This is a genomic window from Cellulomonas sp. P2_B4 (assembly GCF_056404795.1).
The window spans coordinates 67,883-80,267 of record NZ_JBFUDI010000003.1 but is presented as its reverse complement, the minus strand read 5'-3'; the positions used below and the strand labels follow the sequence as shown (position 1 = coordinate 80,267).

Here is a 12,385-nt window from a genome sequence, read left to right as displayed (position 1 = left end):
GCGATGGTCGAACAGGGGCCCACCCGGAACGTGGCGAGACGCGCAGCCGTGCGCGAGCTCGCCCTCGTGGTTGCCCTCTACGCGGCCTACAGCGCCACCCGGTTCGTCGTCGGCGGCGACTGGGGCGCGGCCAGGCACCACGCGCTGGACATCCTCGAGGTCGAGCGCTTCCTGCACATCGACGTCGAGCACGCCATCAACCACTGGGTCACCCCGCTGACGCCGGTCACGGTCTTCTCGGCGTACTGGTACGCGACGATGCACTTCATCGTCACGTGGACCGTGCTGGTGATCCTGTACGTCCGCCGTCCGACGCTGTACCGGCCCGCGCGCACGGCGCTGTTCGCCGCGACGTTCATCGCGCTGCTCGGCTACATGTTCTACCCGACGGCCCCGCCCCGGCTCACCGCGGGCTACATCGACACCGTGGCCGCGACCTCGCAGTACGGCTGGTGGCCGTCGGCGGCCGAGCAGGCGCAGAACGCCAGCACCGTCACCAACCAGGTCGCGGCGATGCCGTCGATGCACGTCGGCTGGGCCCTGTGGGTGAGTGTCGTCCTGGCGTGCCTCGCCCGACGGCGCTGGCTCAAGGTCCTCGCGTTCGGCTACGTCACCATGACCACGGCCGTCGTCGTCCTGACCGCCAACCACTGGCTCCTCGACGCGGTCGCGGGTGGCGCGCTCGTCCTGGCGTGCTGGTGGGCCGCGCGCAAGCCGTACGGTCCTGCGTCCGCCACCGGGCGCAAGGGCACCGGCAAGGTCGCGGTGCCCGAGGACTACGCCTTGGCCGCCGCCGAGAACCGTCCCGGAGCGGATGTGCACGAGCCCGCTCCGGCGGTCGAGCACATGGACGCCACGTCGCACGACCGGGACCCGGGCCGGCCCCCCGGCGGCTGACGCGTCCGCGGTCGTCACCACAGCCCGGACCAGGGCAGACTCCAGCCGTGGACGACGACCCGATCGCGAGGCTGCTCGCGGACCCGCCGCAGCTCCCGGTCCGGGACGCGCTCGACGCCGTCGCGGCCGCGGTCCTGGCCCACGGGGTCGTCGTCGTGCAGGCGCCGCCGGGCACTGGCAAGACCACGCTCGTCCCGCCCGCCGTCGCCGCCGCGGTCCGGGGCCGCATCGTCGTCACCCAGCCGCGCCGGATCGCCGCCCGCGCGGCCGCTCGCCGGCTGGCACACCTCCTCGGGGAACCGGTGGGTGGAACGGTCGGCTACAGCGTGCGCGGCGAGAGCCGCACCAGCGCCCGGACGCGGATCGAGGTGGTCACCACCGGGATCCTGCTGCGCAGGCTCCAACGTGATCCCGAGCTTGCGGGGGTCGGCGCGGTGGTGCTCGACGAGGTGCACGAGAGGCACCTGGACGGGGACCTGACCCTGGCCCTCCTGGTCGACGTCCGCGCGCACCTGCGCGACGACCTCGTCCTGGTCGCGATGTCGGCGACGCTCGAGGCCACCCGGACCGCGGACCTGCTCGGTGGCGCGCCGGTGGTCGCTGTCGAGGGCGCCCTGCACCCGGTGGACGTGCTCTGGTGCCCTGCTCCGCCGCGCGTCGCCCGCACCGACGAGCGCGGGATCACGCCGGGGTTCCTCGATCACGTGGCCGCGACCGTCCGCCGCGCCCTTGACGAGCGCGCGGGCGACGTCCTGGTCTTCGTGCCGGGCGCCGGCGAGGTCGGCGCCGTGTCGCGGCGCCTCGCGGGCGTCGATGCGGACGTCCGGCCCCTGCACGGACGACTGCCGTCGCGCGACCAGGACCTGGCCCTTGCTCCGGGTCCGCGCCGACGCGTGGTGGTCTCGACGGCGGTGGCCGAGTCGTCGTTGACCGTGCCCGGCGTGCGGGTGGTGGTCGACGCAGGCTTCTCACGGCAGCCGCGCACGGACCACCGGCGCGGGCTGGCGGGGCTGGTGACCGTCGGCGTGAGCCGTGCGGCGGCCGAGCAGCGCGCCGGGCGGGCCGGGCGGGAGGGCCCCGGCGCCGTGTACCGCTGCTGGACGGAGGCGGACCACGTGCGGCTCGTGGCCCATCCCGAGCCGGAGATCCGCACGGCCGACCTGACGGCGTTCGCACTCGAGCTGGCGTGCTGGGGGAGCCCCTCGGGGTCGGACCTGGCGCTGCTCGACCCGCCGCCCGCGGCCGCGCTGGACTCAGCCGTCGAGACGCTCCGGGACCTGGGCGCGGTCGCGGCGGACGGCACCGTGACCGAGCGCGGACGCGCGGTGGCGGCCGTGCCTGCCGACCCTCGGCTCGCCCGCGCCCTCCTCGACGGCGCGCCGGTGGTGGGCGCACGGCGGGCCGCCGAGGTGGTCGCGTTGCTGTCCGACGACCTGCGCGCGCCCGGTGGCGACCTCGTCGCCGCCCTTCGTGAGGTCCGGCGCGGCAGCCCCGACACGGAGCGCTGGCGGGCGCAGACCGAGCGGCTGCTCTCCGCGCTGCCGGATCGGACCCGCGGTGGCTCGCTGACCGACGACCTGGCCGCGGCGTTCGTCGTCGCCCTCGCGCACCCCGACCGGATCGCCCGTCTGCGGCCGGGCGGGTCGGCGTACCTCATGGCGTCCGGTACCGGCGCGACCCTGCCTCCGGGGTCGCCGCTCACGGGGTTCGGATGGCTCGCCGTGGCGGACGCCGACCGGGGAGCGGCCCGACGCGACGCGACGATCCGCTCGGCGGCCCCGTTCGACGGGGACCTGGCGCTCGAGGCGGCCCCGGCGCTGGTGCGCGACGAGGAGCGCGTCGCCTGGCAGGACGGCCGGGTGGTCGCGCGGCGGGTGCGGTCGCTCGGCGCGATCGAGCTGGCGTCGTCGCGGGTGGCCAACCCCGACCCGACGCTCGTGCAGGCGGCGGTGCGCGAGGGCCTGCGCCAGGCCGGCCTCGGCGCGCTGCGGTGGACCGCCGGTGCGACGGCGCTGCGTGCACGGCTGGCCTTCCTGCACCGTGCGCTCGGTGCTCCGTGGCCGGACGTGTCCGACGAGTCCCTCCTGGCCACGCTCGACACGTGGCTCGGGCCGGACCTCGCCCGCGGTCCCTCCGCCCTGCACCGCATCGACGTGACGTCGGCGCTGCGCCGGCTCCTGCCCTGGCCCGATGCCTCCCGACTGGACGTCCTGGCGCCCGAGCGGCTCCCGGTGCCGAGCGGCTCGACCGTGCACATCGACTACGCCGGCGACCAGCCGGTGCTCGCGGTTCGGCTGCAGGAGACGTTTGGCTGGCGGCAGACGCCGCGGCTGGCCGACGGTCGGGTGCCCGTGCTCCTGCACCTGCTCTCGCCCGCCGGCCGGCCCGCGGCGGTCACGGCGGACCTGGAGTCGTTCTGGCGGAACGGCTACCCGCAGGTGCGCGCGGAGCTGCGCGGGCGGTACCCGAAGCACGCCTGGCCACAGGACCCGCTCGCGGCGGAGCCCACCCGGCGGGTCACTCGGTGAGGGCGTCCCGGATCCGCTGCTGCTGGTCGGCGTCGACGCCGAGGCCGTCCCGGATGTAACCCTCGATCGAGCCGAACCGCGTCTCGACCTCGTCGAGCGCCGCGGCCAGGTACTCGGGTCGGGCGCCGAGGACCGGGCTCAGCAGGGACGCGTCCCCACCGGCCGCGGTGAACTGGTCGAACAGCGGCTGCAGGTGCGGCACGAGCTGCTCGTTGGTGAGCAGGTAGTCGTACGACACGTCGTCCTTGCTGACACCCAGCAGCAGGAGCGTGGCCGCGGCCGCCCAGCCCGTGCGGTCCTTGCCGGTCGTGCAGTGGAACAGCAGCGGGAGGTCGTCTCCGTCGGCGAGCATGCCGAACAGCCGCCGGTAGGAGTCCAGGCCGCTGGGGAGCGACACGATCTGGCGGTAGGCCTGCGAGAGCAGCGCCACGGCCTTGCCGTCGCCCAGGATGTCTGCGGCCTGCGCCGGGTGTGCCATGAGCGTCAGGAGCTGCTCGGGCCCGTCGCCGCCGGCATCGGCCAGGACGTCCAGCACGATCTCGTCGACGCCCTCGAGGCGGCGGTCGGGCGCGGCCTCACGCTCCGGCGTGGTGCGCAGGTCGACGACCGTGCGCAGACCGAGCGCCTCGACGACGGACGCGTCGGAGTCGTCGAGCCGGCTGAGGTCCGTCGACCGGAACACCACGCCCGTGCGCACCCGGCGACCGTCGGCGGTCGGGTAACCGCCGATGTCGCGCAGGTTCAGCAGGGACGCGAGGGCGATGGACTGCCCAGGTGTCGTCATCGGGACCCCAGCCGGCTCGTCGCGACTCAGGCCAGGGCCGCGGCCTTGAGCTTGTCGAACTCGCCCTGGTCGATGGCGCCGCTGTCGAGCAGGGCCTTCGCCTTGGCGATCTGGTCGGCGGCCGAGTCGGTCGAGCCGGCAGCCGTTCGGATCTGCGCGTTGAACTGCTCCTGCGCGGCAGCGGCCTGGGCCGCGCCACGCTCACCCATGCCCTTCCCGCGGAAGATCAGGTACAGCAGGATCCCGAGGAACGGCAGGATGATCAGGAAGAAGACCCACAGGGCCTTCACGCCGCCGCCGGTGTTCTTGTCCCGGAACAGGTCCGAGAAGATCGCGATCAGGAGCCAGAACCAGATCACGAACAGGAAGAACTCGAGCATCCAGAGCAGGATCCCACCGTTGCCGGATGACGTTTGAATGAGCATGTCGACTGTCTCCAAGTGCGGGAAGAGAGCATGGCGGGCGTCCGGCCGGTACGGGCGGAAACCGACAGATCCGGCGTCCGCGCCTCGATACTAGGACCAACGGTGCACGTCAGACCGCAGGTCGGGGCCGAGAAGCTCAGGTCGCCCGCCCGTCCGCGTCACACGGGAGCGACAGGTCGAGGCCGAGGGCGGTCAGCTCCTCGTCGATGACCCGCATGTTGCGCTGCATCGCCGTGGGCTGCAGCTTGCCGAAGCCCTCGCCGTGCGGGTGGTCGAAGAACGTGAGGAGCAGCAGGAGCAGCGTGATGACGACCGTGACGCTGCCCATGAGCATCACCTGGGTCGTGGGGGACTCGCCGCGGTCCGCGAAGAACAGCATGTAGGCGAAGATCACGCCGGAGATGACGTAGAGGACCAGCCACAGGGGGAACGGGATCAGCCCTTCGGCGCCGTGCACCCGGTCGACACGGGCCTGCTCGCGGTCGGCCGTCTGGTCCATCCACCGGTCGTACGCGGACTGCTCGGTGTCGCTGCCGGGCGTGAAGTCCTGCAGCGTGCGGAACATCGCGACGCCCCACGGGTTGATCGAGTCCCCGATCGTGCCGTCCGCCATCGCGGGCCACTCGGTGCCGACGACGGAACGGCCGTAGCAGACGAGCTCGCCGCTCAGCTGCTTGCCCGTCGCCGCCGGGAAGAACTGGGCCGTCTCCAGCTGCTGCGCGACGATCGTCGCCTCGGCCTCCGCGCCGGAGCGCGCCTGGTCGTAGGAGTCGAAGGCCAGGAAGATGATGAAGCCGAGGAGCACCGAGAACCCCGTCGCCAGGACGCCGAACACGCCCGACGCGCGGTCTCCGTCCGTGAAGAAGCTCCCCACGGGTGCCCGCCGCCGCACGAACAGCATCGCCGTGCAGGTGAGCGCGGTGACGACGATGAGGACGGCCGCGCCCACGACGATGTTCATGGCCGGAAATATACGGGTCAGCGTGGTCCGTCCCGGACAGACGACGACCGACCCACCCCAGGGCGAGCCGGCCGCCGTGGTCCCGGCTTCAGCTGCCGAGCGTCACGTGGAAGAGCCTCTCGTCGCTGTTGTTCGCGATGCTGTCCTTGTCGCCCAGGTTGGTGGTCGTCATCCACAGACCACCGTCGGGCGCCGGCTCCACGGTGCGGATGCGGCCGTAGGTGCCGTTGAAGTAGGACTGCGCGCTGGGCAGGGCGTCCCCGACGATGGGCGTGCGGACGAGCCGGGTTCCGCGCTCGCACGCGACGTAGACCACGTCACGCACGATCGCGATGCCCGAGCACGATCCCTCGGAGGTCGGGTAGGTGCGCTTGGGAGCGATGTACCCGGCTGTGCCGCAGGTGCCGCTGGTGCCCTCGCACGCCGGCCAGCCGTAGTTGCCGCCCTTGGTGATGAGGTTGGTCTCGTCCATGATCCCGTTGCCGAACTCCTGCTCCCAGAGGCGTCCCTGGGAGTCGAAGGCGAGGCCCTGCGGGTTGCGGTGGCCGTAGCTCCAGACGAGGTTGCCGAAGGGGTTGTCCGACGGGACGGACCCGTCCGTGTTCATCCGCAGCACCTTGCCGTTGAGGCCGTTCCGGTTCTGCGCGTTGTCGCCGTTCTGCGCGTCACCGGTGCTCGCGTAGAGCTTGCCGTCCGGTCCGAAGCGCAGCCGCCCGCCGTTGTGGAACTTGTTGCGCAGGATGCCGCTGACCAGGACCTGCTCGGTCGAGAGGTTGAGCTTGTCGTTCTCGACCTTGATGCGCACGATCCGGTTGTCGGTCGGCGTCGTGTGCATGATGTAGAGCCAGTGGTCCGACGAGTACGTCGCAGCGATGGCCAGACCCATCAGGCCGCCCTCGCCGTCGGTGCTCTGGACGTTCGGGACGGTGCCGACGTCGAGAGTCGCGCCCGTCGTCGGGTTGAGCTTGACGATGTTCTGCGCGTCGCGGCGCGAGTACATGATCTGGCCGTCGGGCAGCGTGACCAGACCCCAGGGGATGTCCTTGTCCGTGCCGATCTGCGTGACCTCGCAGATCGAGCTGCCGCAGGCGGTGCCGGTCCGCACGTTCACCGTGCTGCTGCTCGGGCCGTAGTTCAGCTGTGCGTCACGGGCGACGACGTAGTACGCGTAGGTCGTGCTCGCTGCCAGGGTGCTGTCGACGAACGTGTTGTTCGGCAGCAGCGTCGCCGTACCGGTGTTGGTGCCGACCTTCGCGCCGTTGCGGTAGATGTCGTAGGCGCGCACGCCGATGTTGTCGGTGGCGTGCGTCCAGGTCAGCGTGACCGTCGTGCCGTTGGCCGTGCCCGCCAGGTTCGTCGGGGCCGACGGGGGAGTCGTGTCGATCTGGCAGACCGGCGGCGTGATGTAGACGGTCGTGCTGGCCTGCGAGACGTTGCCGGCTGCGTCACGGGCGTTGACGTACAGCCCCCAGCGCACACCGGCGACGACCGGCAGGTCGGTGGTGAGGGTCGAGCCGCTCACCGTCTTGATCTGCTGACCGTCGTGGTAGACGTCGTAGTACGCCACGCCGACGTTGTCGCTCGAGGCGTTCCAGGAGAACGTCACGGCGTCGCAGACGAGGTTGCTCACCCGGGCGTTGCCGGGGACCGACGGGGGCGTCGCGTCGGGTGTGAACAGCGGCGAGGTCCACCGCTGGTTGTTCTGGCCGTTGCAGGTCCACAGCCCGACGAGCGTGCTGTTGGCGCTCGTGTTCCCCGTGACGTCGAGGCACAGACCCGAGTTCTGCGCAGTGATGGTGCCGTTCGAGTTGAGCCGCCACTTCTGGTTCTGGCCGCCGTTGCAGCTGTAGATCTGCACGATCGCGCCGGCGGTGGTGGACTGGCCGGCCACGTCGAGGCAGGTCACGGCGTCGTAGACCTTGAGCTCGCCGGCGGCCGTCAGGGTCCAGCCCTGGTTGCTCTGGCCGTTGCAGTCGTAGATGTTCACGCGGGCCTTGTTGGTGTGGCTCTGCCCGACGACGTCCAGGCACCGCTGGGACGCGACGCCCACGATGGTCGAGCCCGCCGCCGACGCGGTGCTGGCACCGGCGACTCCGACGAGCATCGTGGCGAGGGTGGCAAGAGCCGCGAGGGCGGCGACGAGGGCGCGCGGGCGGCGGCGCCTGCGCGGGGACGAGTCGTTCATGGACCGCTCCTTCGGGGTGGGCCGGCAAGGGGGTGTGCCATTCGGGGCATTTCTGGGGGGTTCTGGTGGATCGTTTCGCACTGCTGTGCTCTTCGCGCGCCGAGCGACGAGATGACCCGCACCGGCTGGACGGCCCGAGGGGCACGGCCCGGCCGCTCCTGTTGACCGGACGTCGGTGATCGGGGTCAATGGGGTGCAACCGCGGTACCGACGCGGGGTCGCCGACGAGCGGAGCGAGCGATGTCGACGAGGTCGTCCGGGTACGGCGTCCACTCCGAGGTGGGGCGACTGCGGACGGTGCTGGTGTGCCGGCCCGGCCTCGCGCACCGCAGGCTCACGCCGACCAACGCCGAGGACCTCCTCTTCGACGACGTGCTGTGGGTCGAGAACGCGCAGCGGGACCACGCCGCGTTCGTCGACGAGCTCAAGGTGCGTGACGTCGACGTGCTCGAGCTGCACGACGTCCTGGCGCAGACGATGGCCGTCCCCGGCGCCCGGGACTGGCTGCTCGACCGCAAGATCGTCCCGGACCTCGTCGGGCTCGAGCTCGTCGACGCGACCCGCGGCTACCTCGAGCAGCTGAGCCCCTCCGAGCTGGTCGAGCTGCTGATCGGCGGGCTGGCGGTCGAGGACCTGCCGGCCGACGTGCGGTCCGGCCAGTTCGTGCTCGCCGCGTCGTCGCCGGACGCCCGCGAGTACCTCATGCCGCCGCTGCCGAACACGCTCTACACGCGCGACACCACCTGCTGGCTCTACGGCGGCGTGACGCTGAACCCGCTGTACTTCCCGGCCCGTCGCGACGAGACGCTGCTGATGAAGGCGGTCTACCGGTTCCACCCGGACTTCGTCGGCTCGACCGTGCTGTGGGGCGACCCCGAGCGCGACTGGGGTCAGGCGTCGCTCGAGGGCGGTGACGTGATGCCCGTCGGCAACGGGACCGTGCTCGCCGGCATGAGCGAGCGCACGTCGCGGCAGGCGATCACGCAGCTGGCGGCCGCGCTCTTCGCGCAGGGTGCCGCCGACCGGGTCGTCGTGGCGGGGATGCCCAAGCTGCGCGCCGCGATGCACCTGGACACGGTCTTCACGTTCGCGGACCGGGACGTCGTGACGCTGTACCCGCGCATCGTCGACCAGATCCACGCCTTCACGCTGCGGCCCGGCGGCCCGGCGGGCGTGCACGTGACCGACGAGGGCTCCACGCCGTTCGTCGACGTCGTCTCCGGGGCGCTCCGCCTGCCGGGCCTGCGTGTGATCGAGACCGGGGGAGACGCGTACGCCTCGGAGCGCCAGCAGTGGGACAGCGGCAACAACGCGGTCGCGGTGGAGCCCGGGGTCGTGTTCACGTACGACCGCAACACGACGACGAACGCCCTGCTCCGGGCCGCGGGCATCGAGGTGCTGGAGATCACCGGGGCCGAGCTGGGGCGGGGCCGCGGCGGCGGGCACTGCATGACCTGCCCGATCGCCCGGGACGCGGTCGAGCTCTAGGGTTCGACGCGCGGGCGCTCGGCGGTGACGAGGATGGCGATGCTCAGCACCAGGACCCACGCGGGGAAGAGCAGCTCGACCCAGCGGTCGCTCCCTGCGGTCAGCAGCAGCACGAGCGCGGCCCCGTACCCGACGAACGCGAGACCGCGGTGCACCGAGGCGGTCCGCAGCACGACCGTGCTGACGGTCAGGGTGAAGACGGCGGCCATGCGCATCGCGTAGACGTTGATCAGGGTCGTGGTCGTGTGCCGGCCGAAGTCCCACAGGCCGAGGTCGAGGTTGGGGCTCGCCACCATGCCGATCAGACTCGTGGTCATCGCCGAGCCCAGGAAGAGCATCGCCAGGAACAGCAGTCCGCTGCCGAGGAAGACCGACGAGAAGAGCCGGTCCTCGGTGGCGCCCAGCTGGTCGCGGACGACGCCGATGAACCACAGGAACGCGATGCCGGCGAACGGCACGAGCTGCAGGGCGAACCGGATGAGGTGCTGCCGCCCGGGGTTCTCGGCGAGCTCGGCAAGGTCCTGGTCGGCCACGGCCAGGCGCATGATCACCAGCACCGTCATGAGCAGGATCGCGAACACGATGCCACCGACGGCCGCGGACCTGCGGCTGCGCCAGCGCTGGGCGGTGACGGCTCTGCTCTGGCTGGTCATGATCCTGCTCTCGCTCAGGGACTGCGCCGATCGGGTGCCGGACGGCAGGGTCTCAATCGCCAGGTTCCGCCCGATATGGGCGGGGCCATCTGGACCAATCGTGCAAGAACTGCTTCCCGGTGTCATAAGCCCCACGACATGATCCCGACGGTTCACCCGTTCGGGAGTCGTAGCTCGCACGAGCACCCTTCCGCGTTCACGAAGAAGGTCACATGCGCAGTCCGCGGCTCAGGCGATCGGTGACGGTGCTCGCGACCATCGTGCTCGGGCTGGGCAGTCTCCTCACCCTGGCGAACGGCGCGCAAGCGGCCAACCCGACACCGACGCCGACCCCGACCGTGTCGCCCAGGCCGACTCCGACGCCGACCGTGACGCCCAAGCCGACGCCGACACCCACGCCGACGCCAAAGCCGACGCCGACCGCGACGCCCAAGCCGACACCGACGCCGACCCCGACGCCCAAGCCGACACCGAAGCCGACGCCCACACCGACGGCGACCCCGAAGCCGACGACGTCGCCGAAGCCCCCGGTCGTGACACCGACCACGGCGCCGAAGCCCCCGGTGGCTGCGCCGGACCCGAAGACCCCCGTCGCACCGCCGGCGCCGGCACCCGCGGCGCAGTCCCCGGCGGCGCCTCCCGCCGCCGCTCCGACGCCCTCGGACACGCCGGCGGCCCCGGCGGACGTGCCCACGACCCCGTCGATGAAGCCGGTCAAGGTGCCCGGCTCGGCGCCGACCCTGACGCCGGCGGGACAGTCCAGCCTGGTCAAGGGCGCCGAGTCCGGCCGGTGCATCGACCTGCCGAGCTCGACGCAGCTGAGCGGGACGCAGGTCACGCTCTGGGACTGCAGCGGCGGCACCAACCAGAAGTGGACCGCGACCTACTCCAAGCAGCTGATGATCTACGGCACGCGCTGCCTGGACGCCAAGGGCAGCGGCACGACCGACGGCACGCCGGTGATCGTGTGGTCCTGCCACGGCGGCGCCAACCAGCAGTGGCAGGTCATGGCCGACGGCACGATCGTGAGCATCGCGTCGGGCAAGTGCCTGGACGCCGCCGGGCACGGGACGGGCAAGGGCACCAAGCTCCAGCTCTGGACGTGCAACGGCGGCAAGAACCAGCAGTGGGCGCGCAGCTGACGCTGCACCCCTATCCCTGGGGCTTGCGAGCGCCCCGCCCGTGCCGGCGGCGGACGGCCCACTCGAGTGCCGCCAGGGCCACGACACCGAGCCCGGCGAGGACCGCCCCGATCGGCAGCGTGCAAGCCAGGACGAGGCAGCCGACGAGTCCGACCACGGGGATCGCCCGCAGGGGCCGACCCTCGTCGCGCCGCAGCGTCAGGGCGGACGCGTTCGCGATCGCGTAGTAGACGAGCACGCCGAACGACGAGAAGCCGATCGCGCCGCGCAGGTCGAGGGCGGCGACGAGGACCACGACGACGGCCCCGACCACGAGCTCGGCAGTGCGCGGTGTCCGGGACACCTCGTGGAGCCGGGCCAGTCGGGCGATCGAGGGCCGGTCACGCGCGACCGCGACGACCGTGCGGGAGACACCGAGCAGGAGTGCGAGCAGGGCGCCCAGCGACGCGACGGCGGCCCCGACCCGGACGGCGGGCGACCACGCGGCCCACGAGCCGGCCTCGACGACGGCCTGCAGCGGTGCCGGCGTCGCCGCGAGCCCGGTCGCTCCGATCGCGAGCAGCGCAGCGAACCCGACGACCGCGTACACGGTGAGCACGACGAGCAGCGCCACCGCGATCGCGCGCGGGATGGTCCGGACCGGGTCGCGGACCTCCTCGCCGAGGGTCGCGATGCGCGCGTAGCCGGCGAAGGCGAAGAACAGGAGCCCGGCGGACTGCAGGATGCCCGCGGCGTCCCCACCGGGGAACGGCTGCAGGTGCGCCACGTCCGCGGTGCCGCCGCGGACGGAGGCCAGCACGACGACCAGCAGCGCGGCGAGCGACACGACGACGATGACGGCGCTCAGCTGCGTCGAGCGCTGCACCCCGGCCCATCCGAGGGCCGTGAGGGCGACGACCGCCAGGATCGCGACGAGCCGGACGTGGTCGGGTGCCACGTAGGACCCGAGCGTGAGCGCCATGGCGGCACAGCTCGCCGTCTTGCCGACGATGAACGCCCAGCCCGCCTGGCCGGCCCACAGGTCTCCGAGGCGGTGCCGCGCGTAGACGTAGGTCCCGCCGGAGGTCGGGTACAGCGCGGCCAGCCGGGCCGAGGACGTGGCGTTGCACCAGGCCACGACGGCGGCGACGGCGAGCCCGATGAGCAGGCCTGAGCCGGCCGCGGCGGCGGCGGGCGCGAACGCCGAGAAGATGCCGGCGCCGATCATCGCGGACATGCCGACGACGACCGCGTCACGCACGCCGAGGCGTCGGACCATCGACTGGGGAGCGGGGGTCACCTCGGGCGGCGGCACGGCTCCATCATGACCGTCGGGCGTCGCC

Annotated in this window: 11 protein-coding genes; 4 read left to right on the top strand and 7 right to left on the bottom strand. The window is 72.4% G+C overall.

The genetic code is table 11. The features are described from left to right. Positions 1–48 precede the first annotated feature (48 nt). Entirely contained in the window at positions 49–897 is an 849-nt protein-coding gene (locus AC1DZC_RS05345) for a phosphatase PAP2 family protein (RefSeq protein WP_477042505.1), read from the top strand. Positions 898–944: 47 nt separating this feature from the next. Further along, positions 945–3,425 carry an ATP-dependent helicase HrpB gene (gene hrpB / locus AC1DZC_RS05340; protein WP_477042504.1) on the top strand — a complete coding sequence of 827 codons (2,481 nt, stop codon included), beginning with the start codon at positions 945–947 and terminating at the stop codon, positions 3,423–3,425. Here hrpB and AC1DZC_RS05335 read toward each other — a convergent pair. The 4 genes from AC1DZC_RS05335 to AC1DZC_RS05320 all read right to left on the bottom strand — a co-directional run bounded on the left by AC1DZC_RS05335 (position 3,415) and on the right by AC1DZC_RS05320 (position 7,780). Next, the gene (locus tag AC1DZC_RS05335; RefSeq protein WP_477042503.1) at positions 3,415–4,209 is read right to left on the bottom strand and encodes a tyrosine-protein phosphatase; all 795 of its coding nucleotides are present in this window, start codon (positions 4,207–4,209) and stop codon (positions 3,415–3,417) included. The two genes, hrpB and AC1DZC_RS05335, sit on opposite strands and share 11 nt — an antisense overlap. A 26-nt stretch (positions 4,210–4,235) precedes the next feature. Then, positions 4,236–4,589, bottom strand: a complete 354-nt coding sequence (locus AC1DZC_RS05330) for an SHOCT domain-containing protein (RefSeq protein WP_477042502.1) — start codon at positions 4,587–4,589, stop codon at positions 4,236–4,238. Between the two features lie 181 nt (positions 4,590–4,770). Beyond that, on the bottom strand, positions 4,771–5,595 hold the full coding sequence (locus tag AC1DZC_RS05325; protein WP_477042501.1) for a bestrophin-like domain: 825 nt from the start codon (positions 5,593–5,595) through the stop codon (positions 4,771–4,773). An 88-nt stretch (positions 5,596–5,683) separates the two neighbouring features. Continuing rightward, a complete protein-coding gene (locus tag AC1DZC_RS05320) occupies positions 5,684–7,780 on the bottom strand; it encodes a PQQ-dependent sugar dehydrogenase (protein WP_477042500.1) in 2,097 nt (698 codons plus the stop codon). Positions 7,781–8,020: 240 nt separating this feature from the next. On the opposite strand from AC1DZC_RS05320, the gene AC1DZC_RS05315 reads away from it, so the two are divergent. Further along, positions 8,021–9,268 carry an arginine deiminase gene (locus AC1DZC_RS05315; RefSeq protein ID WP_477042499.1) on the top strand — a complete coding sequence of 416 codons (1,248 nt, stop codon included), beginning with the start codon at positions 8,021–8,023 and terminating at the stop codon, positions 9,266–9,268. Here AC1DZC_RS05315 and AC1DZC_RS05310 read toward each other — a convergent pair. Together AC1DZC_RS05310 and AC1DZC_RS05305 are read right to left on the bottom strand one after the other, a co-directional pair. Continuing rightward, positions 9,265–9,921, bottom strand: a complete 657-nt coding sequence (locus AC1DZC_RS05310; RefSeq protein ID WP_477042498.1) for a hypothetical protein — start codon at positions 9,919–9,921, stop codon at positions 9,265–9,267. The two genes, AC1DZC_RS05315 and AC1DZC_RS05310, sit on opposite strands and share 4 nt — an antisense overlap. A 208-nt stretch (positions 9,922–10,129) precedes the next feature. Beyond that, positions 10,130–10,639, bottom strand: coding sequence for a hypothetical protein (locus AC1DZC_RS05305; RefSeq protein WP_477042497.1), 510 nt, complete (start codon positions 10,637–10,639; stop codon positions 10,130–10,132). Here AC1DZC_RS05305 and AC1DZC_RS05300 point away from each other — a divergent pair. Next, a complete protein-coding gene (locus tag AC1DZC_RS05300; protein WP_477040396.1) occupies positions 10,626–11,063 on the top strand; it encodes an RICIN domain-containing protein in 438 nt (145 codons plus the stop codon). The genes AC1DZC_RS05305 and AC1DZC_RS05300 overlap by 14 nt on opposite strands. 10 nt (positions 11,064–11,073) lie before the next feature. On the opposite strand, the gene AC1DZC_RS05295 is transcribed toward AC1DZC_RS05300, so the two are convergent. Continuing rightward, positions 11,074–12,357, bottom strand: coding sequence for an APC family permease (locus tag AC1DZC_RS05295; RefSeq protein ID WP_477042496.1), 1,284 nt, complete (start codon positions 12,355–12,357; stop codon positions 11,074–11,076). Positions 12,358–12,385 lie beyond the last annotated feature (28 nt).

Excerpts from the sequence above, each read along its gene's own strand:
- AC1DZC_RS05300 (WP_477040396.1), top strand. The coding sequence starts at position 10,626 with ATGAAGCCGGTCAAGGTGCCCGGCTCGGCGCCGACCCTGACGCCGGCG.
- AC1DZC_RS05320 (WP_477042500.1), bottom strand. The coding sequence starts at position 7,780 with ATGAACGACTCGTCCCCGCGCAGGCGCCGCCGCCCGCGCGCCCTCGTC.
- AC1DZC_RS05310 (WP_477042498.1), bottom strand. The coding sequence starts at position 9,921 with ATGACCAGCCAGAGCAGAGCCGTCACCGCCCAGCGCTGGCGCAGCCGC.
- AC1DZC_RS05315 (WP_477042499.1), top strand. The coding sequence starts at position 8,021 with ATGTCGACGAGGTCGTCCGGGTACGGCGTCCACTCCGAGGTGGGGCGA.
- AC1DZC_RS05325 (WP_477042501.1), bottom strand. The coding sequence starts at position 5,595 with ATGAACATCGTCGTGGGCGCGGCCGTCCTCATCGTCGTCACCGCGCTC.
- AC1DZC_RS05335 (WP_477042503.1), bottom strand. The coding sequence starts at position 4,209 with ATGACGACACCTGGGCAGTCCATCGCCCTCGCGTCCCTGCTGAACCTG.
- AC1DZC_RS05330 (WP_477042502.1), bottom strand. The coding sequence starts at position 4,589 with ATGCTCGAGTTCTTCCTGTTCGTGATCTGGTTCTGGCTCCTGATCGCG.